Annotated in this window: 15 protein-coding genes; 7 read left to right on the top strand and 8 right to left on the bottom strand. The window is 58.3% G+C overall.

Annotation, left to right across the window (positions count from 1 at the left end; all coding sequences use genetic code 11):
• Positions 1 to 4: 4 nt before the first annotated feature.
• From C8N31_RS07840 to C8N31_RS07830, 3 genes are all read right to left on the bottom strand, one after another.
• A complete protein-coding gene (locus tag C8N31_RS07840) occupies positions 5 to 766 on the bottom strand; it encodes an ABC transporter permease (protein WP_025047981.1) in 762 nt (253 codons plus the stop codon).
• Complete coding sequence (locus tag C8N31_RS07835) at positions 763 to 1,692, bottom strand: ABC transporter ATP-binding protein (protein WP_025047982.1); 930 nt, start codon at positions 1,690 to 1,692, stop codon at positions 763 to 765. Before C8N31_RS07835 ends, C8N31_RS07840 begins: the two co-directional genes overlap by 4 nt.
• Before the next feature lie 62 nt (positions 1,693 to 1,754).
• Positions 1,755 to 2,267: an SRPBCC family protein gene (locus C8N31_RS07830; protein WP_025047983.1), complete on the bottom strand. Its 513-nt coding sequence runs from the start codon at positions 2,265 to 2,267 to the stop codon at positions 1,755 to 1,757.
• Between the two features lie 77 nt (positions 2,268 to 2,344).
• Here C8N31_RS07830 and C8N31_RS07825 point away from each other — a divergent pair, with 77 nt between their 5' ends.
• Positions 2,345 to 3,322, top strand: coding sequence for a DMT family transporter (locus tag C8N31_RS07825; protein ID WP_025047984.1), 978 nt, complete (start codon positions 2,345 to 2,347; stop codon positions 3,320 to 3,322).
• Between the two features lie 3 nt (positions 3,323 to 3,325).
• On the opposite strand, the gene C8N31_RS07820 is transcribed toward C8N31_RS07825, so the two are convergent.
• A complete protein-coding gene (locus tag C8N31_RS07820; protein WP_025047985.1) occupies positions 3,326 to 4,288 on the bottom strand; it encodes an NADPH:quinone oxidoreductase family protein in 963 nt (320 codons plus the stop codon).
• A 224-nt stretch (positions 4,289 to 4,512) separates the two neighbouring features.
• On the opposite strand from C8N31_RS07820, the gene C8N31_RS07815 reads away from it, so the two are divergent.
• Genes C8N31_RS07815 through C8N31_RS07790 form a run of 6 tightly spaced genes read left to right on the top strand, consistent with a single transcriptional unit; the run spans position 4,513 to position 10,457 of the window.
• Positions 4,513 to 7,386, top strand: coding sequence for a monovalent cation/H+ antiporter subunit A (locus tag C8N31_RS07815; RefSeq protein WP_025047986.1), 2,874 nt, complete (start codon positions 4,513 to 4,515; stop codon positions 7,384 to 7,386).
• Position 7,387: 1 nt separating this feature from the next.
• Positions 7,388 to 7,744 carry a Na+/H+ antiporter subunit C gene (locus C8N31_RS07810; protein ID WP_025047987.1) on the top strand — a complete coding sequence of 119 codons (357 nt, stop codon included), beginning with the start codon at positions 7,388 to 7,390 and terminating at the stop codon, positions 7,742 to 7,744.
• The gene (locus C8N31_RS07805) at positions 7,741 to 9,288 is read left to right on the top strand and encodes a monovalent cation/H+ antiporter subunit D (protein ID WP_025047988.1); all 1,548 of its coding nucleotides are present in this window, start codon (positions 7,741 to 7,743) and stop codon (positions 9,286 to 9,288) included. The genes C8N31_RS07810 and C8N31_RS07805 overlap by 4 nt, the downstream gene beginning before the upstream one ends.
• A 4-nt stretch (positions 9,289 to 9,292) precedes the next feature.
• The gene (locus C8N31_RS07800; RefSeq protein WP_025047989.1) at positions 9,293 to 9,790 is read left to right on the top strand and encodes a Na+/H+ antiporter subunit E; all 498 of its coding nucleotides are present in this window, start codon (positions 9,293 to 9,295) and stop codon (positions 9,788 to 9,790) included.
• Entirely contained in the window at positions 9,790 to 10,077 is a 288-nt protein-coding gene (locus C8N31_RS07795) for a K+/H+ antiporter subunit F (RefSeq protein WP_025047990.1), read from the top strand. Before C8N31_RS07800 ends, C8N31_RS07795 begins: the two co-directional genes overlap by 1 nt.
• Entirely contained in the window at positions 10,074 to 10,457 is a 384-nt protein-coding gene (locus C8N31_RS07790; protein WP_025047991.1) for a Na+/H+ antiporter subunit G, read from the top strand. Before C8N31_RS07795 ends, C8N31_RS07790 begins: the two co-directional genes overlap by 4 nt.
• A gap of 43 nt (positions 10,458 to 10,500) precedes the next feature.
• Here C8N31_RS07790 and C8N31_RS07785 read toward each other — a convergent pair whose 3' ends face one another.
• From C8N31_RS07785 to C8N31_RS07770, 4 genes are all read right to left on the bottom strand, one after another.
• Entirely contained in the window at positions 10,501 to 11,268 is a 768-nt protein-coding gene (locus C8N31_RS07785) for an SDR family NAD(P)-dependent oxidoreductase (RefSeq protein ID WP_025047992.1), read from the bottom strand.
• Positions 11,269 to 11,332: 64 nt separating this feature from the next.
• Positions 11,333 to 12,178 carry an ABC transporter permease gene (locus C8N31_RS07780; RefSeq protein WP_025047993.1) on the bottom strand — a complete coding sequence of 282 codons (846 nt, stop codon included), beginning with the start codon at positions 12,176 to 12,178 and terminating at the stop codon, positions 11,333 to 11,335.
• Between the two features lies 1 nt (position 12,179).
• On the bottom strand, positions 12,180 to 13,043 hold the full coding sequence (locus C8N31_RS07775; protein ID WP_025047994.1) for an ABC transporter permease: 864 nt from the start codon (positions 13,041 to 13,043) through the stop codon (positions 12,180 to 12,182).
• The gene (locus tag C8N31_RS07770) at positions 13,043 to 14,149 is read right to left on the bottom strand and encodes an ABC transporter ATP-binding protein (RefSeq protein ID WP_025047995.1); all 1,107 of its coding nucleotides are present in this window, start codon (positions 14,147 to 14,149) and stop codon (positions 13,043 to 13,045) included. Before C8N31_RS07770 ends, C8N31_RS07775 begins: the two co-directional genes overlap by 1 nt.
• Positions 14,150 to 14,161 lie beyond the last annotated feature (12 nt).

Genomic DNA, 14,161 nt, shown 5'->3' with positions numbered 1-14,161 from the left:
AGGTTTATTGACGGATGCGCCAGCCGGTGCGGAATATCCACCAAATCACAGTCAGACAAACGCCTGTGAAAAACCCGATTGCCACCAGCGACGTCAGGATCGGAACGTCAGCACTGCCGTAAAAGGACCAGCGGAACCCCGAGATCAGATAAACTACCGGATTGAACATCGAGACCGATTGCCAGATCTGCGGCAACATCGAGATCGAATAAAACGACCCGCCCAGAAAAATCAGCGGTGTGATCACCAGCAACGGCACAATTTGCAACTGTTCAAAATTTCCCGCCCATACCCCAAGGATAAAGCCAAACAGCGAAAAGCTCACGCTGGTCAGCACCAGAAAGGCAATCATCGCGAGTGGATTCTGGATGGAGAAATCGACAAAGAAAAACGCCGTTACCAAAATGATCGCGCCAATGATCAACGCCTTGGTTGCCGCCGCCCCGACATAGCCCAGAACAATCTCGATAAAGCTGATGGGGGCCGACAGGATTTCAGAGAACGTGCCGAGAAACTTGGGGAAATAGATCCCAAAAGAGGCGTTCGAGATAGACTGTGTGATCACCGTCAACATGATCAGTCCCGGCACGATAAAGGCCGCATAGGTGATCCCGTCCACCTCTTGAATGCGGCTGCCGATAGCGCCGCCAAAGACAACAAAATACAGCGAGGTCGAGATCACCGGCGCAAGAAAGCTTTGCGCAATCGTGCGGAAAAATCGATACATTTCAAAGACGTAGATAGATTTGATTGCAGTCCAGTTCATGCCGCATCCTCCTTGACCAGACCGACAAAGATATCCTCAAGGCTTGATTGCCGGGTTTGCACATCGCGCAGGACAAGGCCCGCCGCCGCCACATCTGCCAGCAGCTTGGTGATGCCTGTGCGTTCGGAACGTGTGTCGTAGGTGTAGATCAAGGTTGTGCCATCCTCCGACAGCTCAAGCGCATCTGATTGCAGGGCCGCTGGAATTTCCGTGATCGGATCGGTTAGCAGCACATCAAGCTGTTTCTGCCCCATCCGCGCCATCAGCGTATCCTTATCCTCGACCAGCATCAGCTCACCATTGGCGATCACGCCCACACGGTCGGCAATCGCTTCGGCCTCTTCGATGTAGTGGGTGGTCAGGATGATAGTCACACCGTCGGCCTTAAGCTTGGCCACGATATCCCACATGTCCTTGCGCAGTTCGACATCAACACCAGCAGTGGGTTCGTCCAGAAACAACACCCGCGGATCATGCGCCAAAGCTTTGGCAATCAGAACACGGCGCTTCATACCGCCGGACAACTCACGCACCTGATTGTCTTTCTTGTCCCAGAGCGACAGTTGGCGCAGCACCTTTTCGATGGCCGCATCATCACTTGGTTTGCCAAAAAGGCCACGCGAGAATCGCACGGTGTTGATCACCCGTTCAAAGGGTTCCAGGTTGATCTCCTGGGGCACCAGACCAATGATCGACCGCGCGGCGCGGTAGTTGGCAACAATGTCGTGCCCGTCCACGGTGACAGTTCCCGACGTCGCCGTAGTGATCCCGCAAATCGTTGAAATCAGGGTGGTTTTACCCGCGCCATTTGGCCCGAGCAGCGCCAGAATTTCACCCCTGCGAATGGCAAGGTTGATGCCTTTCAGCGCCTGAAACCCGCCTTTGTAGGATTTGCGCAACTCGTTAATCTGGACAATGTCCGGCATGCTCTTCTCCGCTTGTTGTGGCGGGGAACCTAGACCGGATAAATTAAAGTGAACAGACCCGTTTAGTTTTTCTTCAGCCCGAACCAGCCTTTTTTGCCGCCCTCTTCGGCGTCTGGCGCCTCGGGCTCTTCTGCCGGGCCTTCCAATGCGGTCTGCAGATTGTCAAAAAACTGATCGGCCATCTTTTTGGCAAAACCGTCGATGATCCGGCTGCCAAGCTGCGCCAGCTTGCCGCCCACCTTGGCGTCCACATCATAGCTCAGCTCGGTGCCGCCATCCTTCGCCGCGAGCCGCACATCCGCGCCGCCCTTGGCAAACCCTGCCGCGCCGCCTTTGCCCGATCCGTCGATTTTCATCGCCTCGCCCGGCACCATGTCCGAAATGGTCACCTCCCCCTTAAAGGTCGCCTTCACCGGGCCGACCTTTTGCACAACGGTGGCCTGAAACCCGTCTTCAACGGTACCGGTTACCTCTTGTGCGCCCGGCACGCATTGCTTCAACACTTCGGGGTCGAGCAATGCGGCATAAACCTCGGCCGGAGGGACGGCGATCTGGCGGGTGTCGGACATATGCATGAGGCGGCTCCTTTTGGTGTTGGTCTCACGCTACGCATTTCTCTGGACAGGGGCAACGGGGCTGATAGGTCAAACCTATGACTGAGGGATTTCAAAACCGGGCCGGGCTGGCCATTGCATTTGTATTGGGCGGGGTCGCGGCGATTTCGGTCAATGATATGCTGATCAAACAGCTGTCAGGCGGTTATCCCCTGCATCAGATTGTCTTTTCCCGATCCGCCATTGGCATCCTGTTCAGTTTGATTTTCGTCAAGATCGAGGGCGGCTGGCATCTGCTGAAAACCGATCAACCTGCCTTGCACATTTTGCGCGGGTTGCTGGTGGTTGTGGCCAATATGACCTTCTTTGTTGCGCTGGCCGCCCTGCCACTGGCCGATGCAACCGCACTGTTTTTTGCGGCGCCGCTGTTCATCACCCTGCTCTCCATTCCGATGTTGGGTGAAAAGGTTGGCCCGATCCGAATGGCCGCGGTGTTTGTCGGCTTCATCGGCGTGGTGATCATGCAGCGACCATGGGCAGGCACCGAGACATTGCAGGCCTCACGGTTGGTTCTATTGATGCCGATCATCGCCGCGCTGACTTATGCCCTGAACCAACTTTTGACCCGCAAGCTGGGCGTCAAGGCAAAGGCCTCTGTGCTGTCGGTTTACATTCAAGCAGTGTTCATCGTGGTCTCTGTCGGTTTTTTCATCGTGGCAGGGGATGGCCGCTTTGCCGCAGAAACCGCCAATCCTTCGGTACAGTTCCTGCTGCGGGCTTGGGTCTGGCCGCCGCAAGAAGACTGGCTGGTTTTTGGCGGTCTGGGCCTGAACGCCGCGATCATCGGCTATGCGCTGAGCCAGGCCTACAGGCTGGCCGATGCCGCCACCGTCGCCCCGTTTGAATATGTCGGCCTGCCCTTGGCCGTGTTCTGGGGTCTGGTGATCTTTGGCGACTTGCCAGAATGGGAGGTCTGGGTCGGCATCGCCTTGATCATCGGATCTGGCCTATTTGTTTTCCTGCGCGAACGGCAAAAGGCGCGTCAGGTCAAAGGCCGCGTGCGTGGCCGGTTTTAAGCGTTACGCGACCTGCACCACCACTTTGCCTGTCGCCTTGCGACCGCGCAGCAATTCCAGCGCCTCATTGGCTTGATCAAGCGGCAACACATGGCTGACGTGCGGCTTGACCTTGCCTGCCACATACCAATCAAACAACGTTTTGAAACTGTCCGTCAGCACAGAAGGATTGATCCGCGCATAGCCGCCCCAATAAAGCCCAAGCACGGTGAGATTTTTCACCAACAGGATATTTGCCGGGATCTGCGGCACTTCACCTGAGGCAAAGCCAAGCGGCAGAATGCGCGCCTCGGGGTTGCAGGCCCGCATGGCCGCTTTGAACTGATCACCGCCGATAGGGTCATAAACCACATCCGCACCGCCCAGCGATTTGACGATCTCGCGGATGTCATCGGTTTCTGAGTTGATAAGGTGGTCGGCACCGGCCTTGCGGCAGATCTCAAGCTTGTCTGCGCCGCGTGCGCAAGCGATCACCTCTGCGCCCATCAGTTTGCCCAGTTCTACCGCGGTCAAACCAACGCCGCCCGATGCCCCCAGAACCAACAGACGTTCCCCCGGCTTCAGGTGCGCCTTGTAGTCCAGACCCACGTGGCTGGTGCCATAGGCAATGAGGAAAGCCGCCGCATCAACCGCGTTCATCTCATCGGGGATCGGCACGCAAATCTCGGCGGGGATCGCCACATATTCCCCCAGCCCCCCCTGCCCGGTGTAGGCCGCAATCCGTTGCCCCACCGCCAGATGGTCCACCCCCGCGCCCAATGCGGTGATCTCACCGGCCAGTTCCATGCCCGGCGCATAGGGCAGCGCGGGCTTTTCCTGATAAGTGCCTTTGATCGACAACAGATCGGCAAAATTCAAACCGCAGGTCTCAACCTTGACCAACACCTCACCTGCCTCTGGCGCGGGCATGGGCACGTCCTGCAAGCTGAGCGGGGTGTTGTAAGCGGTGATTTGCATTGCACGCATGTTTGATCCTTCCGAAGTTCCCGGCAAAAGGCCAGAGCGCGGCATTTTTGGCAAGGGTTCACCCCACCCCTGCGTGGCAAAAAACCTGCGACAGATCGCGGCAGATCACCCGCCAAACGGGTCAAATGATGGTTTTGTGACAATTCTGTTCGGTTTCCCTTGAGAAAACCCTTAAACTGAACCAGATAAAGGCAATCTTTCAGGCCCCAAGATCAGGAGTTCGCGTGTCCCTCTTCCTTGTCGTTGCCCTCCCATTTCTGGGGGCCTTGTTACCCGGTTTGATGAATTCCGCCGGCCGTCAGGCCTGCGCTGGCGTCACCTTTACCGTCACTTTGGCAGCCCTCATCGGTCTGCTGACCAACCTGCCTGCCGTTCTGGCCGGAGAGGTCGTGACCACCGGCGTCAATTGGCTGCCGATGCTGGGTCTCAACGTGAACCTGATGCTGGACGGGCTCGGCTTTTTCTTTGCCAGCCTGATCCTGGGGATTGGTCTGCTGATCATCGCCTATGCGCGGTATTATCTGGCGCGTGAAGACAACATGGGTGAGTTTTTCACTTATCTGCTGCTGTTCCAAGGCGCGATGGCGGGCATTGTTCTAAGCGATAACATATTGCTTTTGCTGGTGTTCTGGGAACTCACCTCGCTTTCCTCGTTCCTTTTGATCGGCTATTGGAAACATCTGCCCGGAGGGCGTCAGGGCGCCCGCATGGCGCTGACTGTAACTGGAATGGGCGGGTTGGCAATGATCGGTGGCATGCTGATCCTTGGTCAGATTGTCGGCAGCTATGACCTCAGCGTGATCTTGCAGAACCGCGAATTGATCCAAAGCTCGCCGCTGTATCTGCCAGCGTTGTTGTTGATCCTGCTTGGCTGTTTCACCAAGTCCGCACAGTTTCCGTTCCATTTCTGGCTGCCGCACGCCATGGCCGCGCCCACGCCGGTCTCTGCCTATCTGCACTCTGCCACCATGGTCAAAGCCGGGATTTTCCTGATGGCCCGGATGTGGCCTGTGCTCGCGGGCACGCCAGAGTGGTTCTTGATCGTCACCACGGCAGGCCTGATCACCATGGTTCTGGGTGCGGTGATCGCGCTCTTTAAACATGATCTGAAGGCGCTGCTGGCCTTTTCCACGGTCAGCCATCTGGGCCTGATCACCATGCTTTTGGGCACCGGCACTGCCTTTGGCGCCATGGCGGCGGTGTTCCATATTCTCAACCACGCCACGTTCAAAGCCGCGCTGTTTATGTCCGCCGGGATCATTGATCACGAGACCCATACCCGCGACATTCGCAGGCTGGGCGGGCTGCGCCATTTGATGCCTGTGACCTTTGTTATTGCCACGCTGGCGGCCCTGTCGATGGCGGGCATTCCCCTGCTGAACGGGTTCCTGTCCAAAGAAATGATGCTGGAAGAGGCGACGCATACCGCGTTGTTCAACACACCATGGCTGGTGCCAGCGCTGGCAACGGTTGGATCGCTGTTCTCTGCGGCCTATTGTTTCCGCCTGATCGGCCATACTTTCCTTGGTCCAAAGCGCGACGATTATCCCAGTGCGCCCCATGATCCCGGCCCTGGCCTGTGGCTGCCGCCTGCCATCTTAGTGGTGTTGGTCGTGGCCATCGGAGTAGCACCGTTTCTGGCGGAGCCGCTGGTCAAACTTGTGACCTCTGCCGTTCTGGGTGATGCTGCTGCCCTGCCCAAGGCGCATCTGAAGATCTGGCACGGGCTGACGCCGCCGCTCTATATGTCGGTTGTCGCGGTGCTGGGTGGTCTCATTCTTCTGATGCTTTACCGCCCGGCCTTGCGCCTGTGGGATGCCGCGCCCCGGCCCGAAGCCAAAACGATCTTTGACGCAACCATCGCAAGCGCGGTTTCGCTTGCACGCGGCATCATTCACCCGCTGCACAACGGCGCGTTTTCGCGGTATGCGGCCCTTATGGTCGTGACCGTCATCGCCGCGGGCTATCATGCATGGTCGACCGGCACATTGGGCGCGGCCACCCGTACCGTGCAACCTGCTGGCGCGGTTGAGATTGCCGGTTGGGTGATGCTGGTCGCGGCGACGGGTGGCTTGGTGTTCCTGCATCGCAATCGTCTGCTGGCACTGATCCTGATCGGCATTGTCGGCCTGATGGTTTCGGTCGGCTTTGTGTTCTTCAGCGCACCGGATCTGGCCATGACCCAGATCACGGTTGAGGTTGTCTCCATCATCCTGCTGTTGCTGGCGTTGAATTTCCTGCCCAACCGCACCCCGGTTGAAAGCACGGTCCTGCGCCGCACCCGCGACGCCCTTGTGGCCATCGCGGGCGGCCTGGCGACACTGGCGATGTCTTATCATTTCCTACTGCGAGAGGCTGTCACCTCGCCGATCTCCGAATATCACCTCGCCAATTCCTACAAGGGCGGCGGCGGCACCAATGTGGTGAACGTGATCTTGGTGGATTTTCGGGGCTTTGACACCTTTGGCGAGATTATCGTGCTGGGGATTGCCGCCTTGCTGATTTATGCACTGACCGAAACGTTGCTGGATGGCCCCGTCCGGGCGCGGCTGTTGAACCGCACACCGGATCAACCCCGCGCGGGCGATATGCATCCTACGATGATGGTGGTCCTGACCCGCGTGATGATGCCCGTGGTCCTGATGGTGGGCTTCTACATCTTCTGGCGCGGCCACAATGAGCCGGGCGGCGGGTTTATTGCCGGGCTCGTGGTCTCCATCGCGGTGGTGATGCAATATATGGCCAGCGGTTTTTCCTGGACCTCGGCGCGGCTGCGCTATCCCTATCACGGAGTGATTGGCGCGGGCGTTCTGACGGCGGGCCTGACCGGGATCGGATCGTGGTTTGTCGGCAAGCCGTTCCTGACGTCCGATTTCACCTATGTGCGCATTCCGCCCTTTGAGAAATTTGAATTGGCCACAGCGGCCCTGTTCGATCTGGGCGTATTCCTAGCCGTTGTGGGCGCGGTCATGTTGTCGCTGGAAAGCTTCTCAAGACTGGCACGGCGCGCCGATGCCCAAGACAGCGAACACCCGATGGATATTGACCCTTCGCGCGATCCCGCAGACGTCACCAACCCCGCGAAAGAAGGAGCATAACATGGAACTTCTTGTTGCCTCCGCCATCGGCATTCTGACCGCTGCGGGTATCTATCTGGTGCTGCGTTTGCGCAGCTTTCCTGTGATCATCGGTATGTCCCTGCTGACCTATGCCGTGAACGTCTTTTTGTTTGCCTCGGGCCGGTTGACCGTTGGCGCACCGCCAATCCTGGGCGATGCCGCCAGCTATACCGATCCGTTGCCGCAGGCGCTTGTCCTCACCGCGATTGTGATCTCCTTTGGGATGACCGCCGTTGTGGTGATGATTGCGCTGGGGGCGTATCTGGGCGCCGATGACGATCACGTAGACGATCAAGCCCCGCCCGAAGCGGACCTCAAAGCGGAGGACGCGACATGACCCATTGGATCATTGCCCCCGTTGTCCTGCCCGCGCTGCTGGCCCCGTTCATCGTGCTGGCGGCACGCTATCACATTGGCATCCAGCGGGTGTTTTCTGTGGCGGGGGTGCTGTCGCTGATCGCGATTGCCGCCGGGCTGGCGTGGCAGGCCTCAGACGGGACGATCATCCTCTACCAGCTCAGCGATTGGGCCGCGCCCTTTGGCATTGTGCTGGTCGGCGACCGGCTTTCGACACTGATGATCTTGCTCACGGCAGTACTGGCACTGTTTGTGATCCTCTATGCTATCGGATCAGGCTGGGACAAACGCGGGTGGCATTTTCACGCGCTCTTCCAGTTTCAGCTGATGGGGATCATGGGTGCCTTTCTGACCGGCGACGTCTTTAACCTGTTTGTGTTTTTCGAAGTGTTGCTGATCGCTTCCTACGGGCTGATGATCCATGGGGGCGGCAACCTGCGCCTGCGGGCTGGGGTGCAATATGTGCTGTTCAACCTGCTTGGCTCGACCCTGTTCCTCTTTGCCCTTGGCGCGATTTATGCCGAAACCGGAACCCTCAATATGGCCGATCTGGCCCAACGTGTTGCGCTGGTTGATCCCGCAGAATCCGTTGGTATCCGCATTGCCTCGGTGATGTTGCTGCTGGTGTTCGCGATCAAGGCGGCGGTCGTGCCGCTGCACTTCTGGCTCCCTTCAAGCTATGCCGAGGCACCCGCCCCCGTTGCCGCCCTGTTTGCGATCATGACGAAGGTTGGCGCCTATGCGATTATCCGGGTCTATACCATGGTCTTTGCCCCTGATCTGGATGTCACGGCGGGCCTGCATGGGCTGTGGCTGTTGCCCGCTGCGCTGGTCTCGCTGGCGCTGGGGATGATCGGCGTGCTGGCGGCCCGCAAGCTGGACCGGTTGGTGGCCTTTGCGGTGATCGGGTCGATGGGGATGGTGATGATCTCCATCTCGTTGTTCAGTCAGGCGGGCATTGCCGCTGCGCTGTATTACATCGTGCATTCGACATTGGCGGCAGCGGCGTTGTTCCTGATCTGCGATCTGGTGCGCGCGGGCCGCGCCCATCTGAACCTCACAGCAGCGCCGCCTGTCTCGGGTGCCGCGTTGACCGCTGCACTGTTCTTTGTCGCGGCAATTGCGATGACGGGCCTGCCGCCTCTGTCAGGTTTTGTTGGCAAGCTGATGATCCTCGATGCCGCCTTTGACACGCCATTGGCGGTCTGGACCTGGGCGATCATCCTGTCCGCGAGCCTGATCAGCGTGGTCGGTTTTGCCCGCGCGGGCAGCGTCCTGTTCTGGAAAGCCAGCGCCGAAACCCTGCCCGAGCACGAAGGTCAACTGCCCAGCCCGCGCCCAAGCGTGCTGTCCTATGCCGCAGTGGGCGGGCTGCTGTCGCTACTAATCTTGCACACGGTTTTTGCCGGACCGGCCTATCGCTATGCCGATGCCACCGCCAAACAGCTGTTTGATCCAGCGCCCTACATTAGCAAGGTATTGGGCACACCGGGCAAGTTGAGCACACCGAAGGAGGGCCATTAACATGCTGATGCGCGCCTATCGCTGGCTGTTTCCACATCCGTTGTTGACGCTGCTTCTGGCGTTGATCTGGATCCTACTGCAAAATGAGTTTTCTGCCGGTATGGCCGTCTTTGGCCTGATCCTTGGTGTTCTGATCCCGCGTCTGACTGCTGTGTGGTGGCCGGACCGTCCGGTACGGTTTCACCTTGGCAATATGGCGACCTACCTGATCATTGTTCTGTGGGACATTCTGGTGGCCAATGTGCAGGTGGCATGGATCGTCCTGACGAAACCCAACTCAAAACTGCGGCCTGCCTGGATCATTATCCCGCTTGAGCTGCGCCAGCCCGAGGCGATCTCGGTTCTGGCCGGCACGATCACCCTGACCCCCGGCACCGTCTCCGCTGATCTGTCCGACGAAGGGCACAGCCTGCTGGTCCATGTGCTGCACACCGACGATCCTGACAGTGTCCGGGACGAGATCAAAGACCGCTATGAGCGCCGCCTGAAGGAGATTTTCTGATGGAAACCGCGATGCAATTCATGGATGCCGCCTTGGTCATCGCTTTTGTGCTGGTGGCCTTGTCGCAGGTCCTGTCGATGGTGCGCCTTGTCATTGGACCAAGCACAGGCGATCGCATACTGGCGCTGGATACGATGGTGGTGAACGCCATCGGCTTGATCATCCTGCTGGGTATTTCCCAAGGCAGCCGGATCTACTTTGAGGTGGCCTTGATCATCGCCATGCTCGGCTTTGTCTCAACCGTTGCTTATGCGCGGTTCGTCCTGCGGGGGGATATCATCGAATGACACTTGAAGTGATCGGAATATACGCCGTTGGCATTTGCCTGTTGATCGGCGCGGCCTTTGCCCTGATCGGGACCATTGGCCTGCTCAAGTTCAACGATTCCATGACCCGCCTGCATGCGCCGACCAAGGTTGGAACCATCGGCATTGGCGCATTGCTGTTGGCCTCAATGATCCACAGCTATGTCTTTGCCGAAGGGTCACTGCATGAATTGCTGATCATGGCGTTTCTGTTTGTGACTGCGCCAATTTCGGCCAACTTCATCGCCAAGGTGAACATCCACAAACGTACTTGCGACACGCCCCCCGCACCGCCTCAGGACGACACATGGTCCACGCTCAACGTGCCAGAGGCCGACCGCGAGATCGCCAAGGCAGACTGATCGGTAGGCCCGGCAGCAGCCCGGCCCACCCTTTGCCTGCTGTTTACCGGGGTGCCATGCGGATCGCGCCATCAAGGCGGATCACTTCACCGTTCAGCATCGGGTTGTCCAGAATGTGACACACCAGTTTGGCGTATTCCGCAGGCTGGCCAAGGCGGGACGGGAACGGCACCTGTGCGCCGAGTGAATCCTGCACATCTTGCGGCAACCCTTCCAGAAGCGGCGTCAGGAACAGGCCCGGTGCAATGGTGCAAACCCGCACGCCCTTGTCCGCCAGATCACGCGCCATTGGCAGGGTCATACCCACAATACCGCCCTTGGAGGCGGCATAGGCCACCTGCCCCACCTGCCCTTCATAGGCCGCAACGGAGGCCGTGTTGATGATCACACCGCGCTGGCCGTCAGGGGCCATCGGTTCGGCCCCGACCATGCCCGCTGCCGCCTCGGAAGCACATTGGAACGATCCGATCAGGTTGATGCCGATCACCTTGGAAAACAGCCCCGCATCATGGGCCTCGCCGCGCGACACGGTCTTGGCCGCCGGGCCGATCCCTGCGCAATTGACCAACACACGCGGCGCGCCCAATTGTTCCGTCACAGCGGCAAAGCCCGCCTTGACGCTGGCCGCATCCGACACATCAACCTTTTGAAAGATCCCGCCCAGCTCGGCAGCTTTGGCCTGCCCCTGCTCTTCGTTCAGATCAAAGATCGCGACCTTCAGGCCAGCATCCGCCAGACCCTTTGCGCTGGCCGCGCCGAGACCTGACGCGCCACCGGTAACAACCGCCACTGCATTTGCCCAGTTTTCCATATTCATACTCTCCTTGCTTTGCCGATGTTGTGTGGCCCTGTGCCGCCAAAAGCAAGAGCAAGCCCTACCGCCGCGACAATAAGGACGCCAATCCAAGGATCGCGGAAACCACGATCAACAGCAGCGATACCGCATTCAGCACGGGCGTTGACCCCTGTTTAAGCCGGTCAAACATCGTCACCGTCAGCGGCGCATCCGATCCAACAAGCATCAGCGTTGTGTTGAAATTTTCAAAGCTCATCAGCACCGCCACAACCGCCGCCGCAATCATCGCAGGCAGCAGGAACGGCAGCGTCACCTGACGGATCGCGCCCCATTTGGTCGCGCCAAGGTTCAGCGCGGCCTCCTCCAGCGATGTGTCAAATTTCTGCAACCGGGCAGAGATCACCAGTGTTGCAAAGGTGGTGATAAAGGAAAACTGCCCGAGGATGACTAGGATCAAACCGGGGCGCAGCCCGTCAAACCACAGGCCCGTTGCCTCTTCCAGAGTGTTGGCGATACTGCTTGAGAACACGAGGATCGAAATCCCGAGAATGATCCCCGGAATGATCAGTGGCAGCAGCATCAGGATATAGAGAAAATCCTTGCCCGCAAAATCATGCCGCACAAACAAGAAGGCATTGCAGGTCCCCACAAGAACCGCCAGCCCCGACACCCAAACTGCAACAAAGGCCGACGTGCCAATGGACCGCAAAATGGGTCGCTCATGAAACACACCCAGACGCGGCGCTTCGGTGCCAAAGAACCAGTCCCATGTGAACCCGTCCCATGGCAACGAGGGAAAGACGCTGTCGTTAAAAGCAAAGACACAGACCGTGATCAGTGGCAGCGCAAGATAGACAAAGAACAGCGTCACATAGGCCCGGTAAGTCCATTTGAAACCCGACGATTGTGGAATACCCGTGATCATCTCAGCGCCCCATCGTCTTGCCCAGCGATTGGCCGGACAGTTTCAATGCCAAGAACACAATCAGCGAGGACAGCCCCAACAAAAGGAAGCCAAAGGCTGATCCCAGCTCCCAGTTAAAGCGGGTGATAAACTGATCATAAATCAGCCCCGTGAACCAAAGGCTGTCTTTCCCGCCCAACAGGATCGGCGTCAGATAATTACCCAGGGACAACATGAAAACCACGATACAGCCTGACACGATACCGGGCATGGCATGGGGGATCACGATCTCGCGCAGGATGCTAAAGCTGCTGCCGCCAAGGTCATAGCCGGCCTCGATCAGGCTGTCATCGAGGCTGTCCAGCGTGGTCACCAAAGGCACCACCATGAACAGCATCGACGTATAGACCAGCCCCGTCATGATCGCGGCATCGTTATATAGAAACTCAACCGGGCCAGCCAACACGCCGATATATTGCAGGAATGACGACAAAACTCCGGTCTCGCGCAGCAGGATCATCCAGCCGAACGTGCGCACCAGCTCGCTCACCCAAAAGGGGATCAAACACATCAGAAACAGCGTTGTTTTGGTCCGGCCCCGTGTCAGTTTGGCAATGTAGTAGGCCACCGGAAAACCGATCAGCAGGGTCAAAACAGTTGCGGTGATCGACATATAGGCGGTGCGGGCAAAGGTGTTCCAATAGAGTGGCTCGTTAAAGAACACCGCATAATTGGCAAGGCTGGTCTCATACTGCCGGATACCGACCTTTTCCTGCAAAGACACCAGAAACATGCCCACATGCGGCAATACAATCAGCGTCATCAGCCAGATCGCGAGCGGGGCCATCAGCAGGATCAGCCCAAGGCGGGATTTATCCGAGGCCATCACCCGGCGGCCTGTCTGTAACAACGTGTCTGGTCAGGCTCCCACCCGAAAAAGATCGGATCGCCCTTGGACAGATCACGGAACTCGCTGGTCTGCGGCAAGGCCACGCTCATCTCGCTGCCCGTGGCGCTGTCACGCAGGATCAGCTGGCTGTTGGCACCGTTGAATAACACGCTTTCTACCGTGCCGTTGCCGGTGTTGCCCAGATTGCCAATGTCCTCTTGGCGGCGCGACAAACGCACCGCTTCGGGGCGGACAAACACCTGTGTCATGTCGCCCTCTTTCAAACCTTCACCCGCATCAACGCCCTGCAACGCGACCCCATCACGGGTCAGCAGTTGCAAGCTGCCCGCACCTGCCACCTGCACCTTGGCCTGATACTTGTTTGCCTCACCGACAAACCCGGCGACAAAGGCTGTCGTGGGGTGATAATAGAGTTCTCGTGCGGTGCCGACCTGTTCAAATACACCGTGGTTCATCACCGCGATCTGGTCGCTCATCACCAGAGCCTCGGATTGGTCATGGGTGATATAGACAAAGGTTGTGTTGAACTCTGATTGCAGCTTTTTCAGCTCAATCTTCATATGCTCGCGCAGTTTCAGATCCAACGCGCCCAATGGTTCGTCCAAGAGCAGCACATCGGGTTCCAGCACCATACAGCGGGCAATCGCCACACGCTGTTTCTGGCCGCCAGACAGGGAATCCACCGGCCTGTCCGCCACGCCGCCAAGGCCGACGCGTTCCAAAACACGTTCAACCTGTTTCTTGATATCCACCTTGTTCACGCCGCGTTGGCGCAGGCCAAAGCCGACATTCGCGCCGATGCTCATCATCGGGAACAGCGCCAGATGTTGAAACACCATGGACACGGGCCGCTTGTTTGGCGGCACGTTCAGCATGCTCTTGCCCTTGATCAACAGATCGCCGCCGCTGGGCGCCTGAAACCCCGCGATCATCCGCAACAGCGTTGTCTTGCCACAACCGGACGGGCCAAGAATGGAAAAGAACGTGCCGGGCGGCACGTCAAAGCTCACCTCTTTCACGGCCTGAAAATCATCAAAACTCTTTGAGATCGCACGGCATTCAAGATCAGCGTTATCAGGCATCAATTGGGTCTT

The sequence above is a fragment of the Sulfitobacter mediterraneus genome (assembly GCF_003054325.1).
Taxonomy (GTDB): domain Bacteria; phylum Pseudomonadota; class Alphaproteobacteria; order Rhodobacterales; family Rhodobacteraceae; genus Sulfitobacter; species Sulfitobacter mediterraneus.
The sequence above is the reverse complement of the archived record's forward strand: the minus strand, read 5'-3'. Positions and strand labels throughout refer to the sequence as shown.

Excerpts from the sequence above, each read along its gene's own strand:
- C8N31_RS07840 (WP_025047981.1), bottom strand. The coding sequence starts at position 766 with ATGAACTGGACTGCAATCAAATCTATCTACGTCTTTGAAATGTATCGA.
- C8N31_RS07835 (WP_025047982.1), bottom strand. The coding sequence starts at position 1,692 with ATGCCGGACATTGTCCAGATTAACGAGTTGCGCAAATCCTACAAAGGC.
- C8N31_RS07830 (WP_025047983.1), bottom strand. The coding sequence starts at position 2,267 with ATGCATATGTCCGACACCCGCCAGATCGCCGTCCCTCCGGCCGAGGTT.
- C8N31_RS07825 (WP_025047984.1), top strand. The coding sequence starts at position 2,345 with ATGACTGAGGGATTTCAAAACCGGGCCGGGCTGGCCATTGCATTTGTA.
- C8N31_RS07820 (WP_025047985.1), bottom strand. The coding sequence starts at position 4,288 with ATGCGTGCAATGCAAATCACCGCTTACAACACCCCGCTCAGCTTGCAG.
- C8N31_RS07810 (WP_025047987.1), top strand. The coding sequence starts at position 7,388 with ATGGAACTTCTTGTTGCCTCCGCCATCGGCATTCTGACCGCTGCGGGT.
- C8N31_RS07805 (WP_025047988.1), top strand. The coding sequence starts at position 7,741 with ATGACCCATTGGATCATTGCCCCCGTTGTCCTGCCCGCGCTGCTGGCC.
- C8N31_RS07795 (WP_025047990.1), top strand. The coding sequence starts at position 9,790 with ATGGAAACCGCGATGCAATTCATGGATGCCGCCTTGGTCATCGCTTTT.
- C8N31_RS07790 (WP_025047991.1), top strand. The coding sequence starts at position 10,074 with ATGACACTTGAAGTGATCGGAATATACGCCGTTGGCATTTGCCTGTTG.
- C8N31_RS07785 (WP_025047992.1), bottom strand. The coding sequence starts at position 11,268 with ATGGAAAACTGGGCAAATGCAGTGGCGGTTGTTACCGGTGGCGCGTCA.
- C8N31_RS07780 (WP_025047993.1), bottom strand. The coding sequence starts at position 12,178 with ATGATCACGGGTATTCCACAATCGTCGGGTTTCAAATGGACTTACCGG.
- C8N31_RS07775 (WP_025047994.1), bottom strand. The coding sequence starts at position 13,043 with ATGGCCTCGGATAAATCCCGCCTTGGGCTGATCCTGCTGATGGCCCCG.
- C8N31_RS07770 (WP_025047995.1), bottom strand. The coding sequence starts at position 14,149 with ATGCCTGATAACGCTGATCTTGAATGCCGTGCGATCTCAAAGAGTTTT.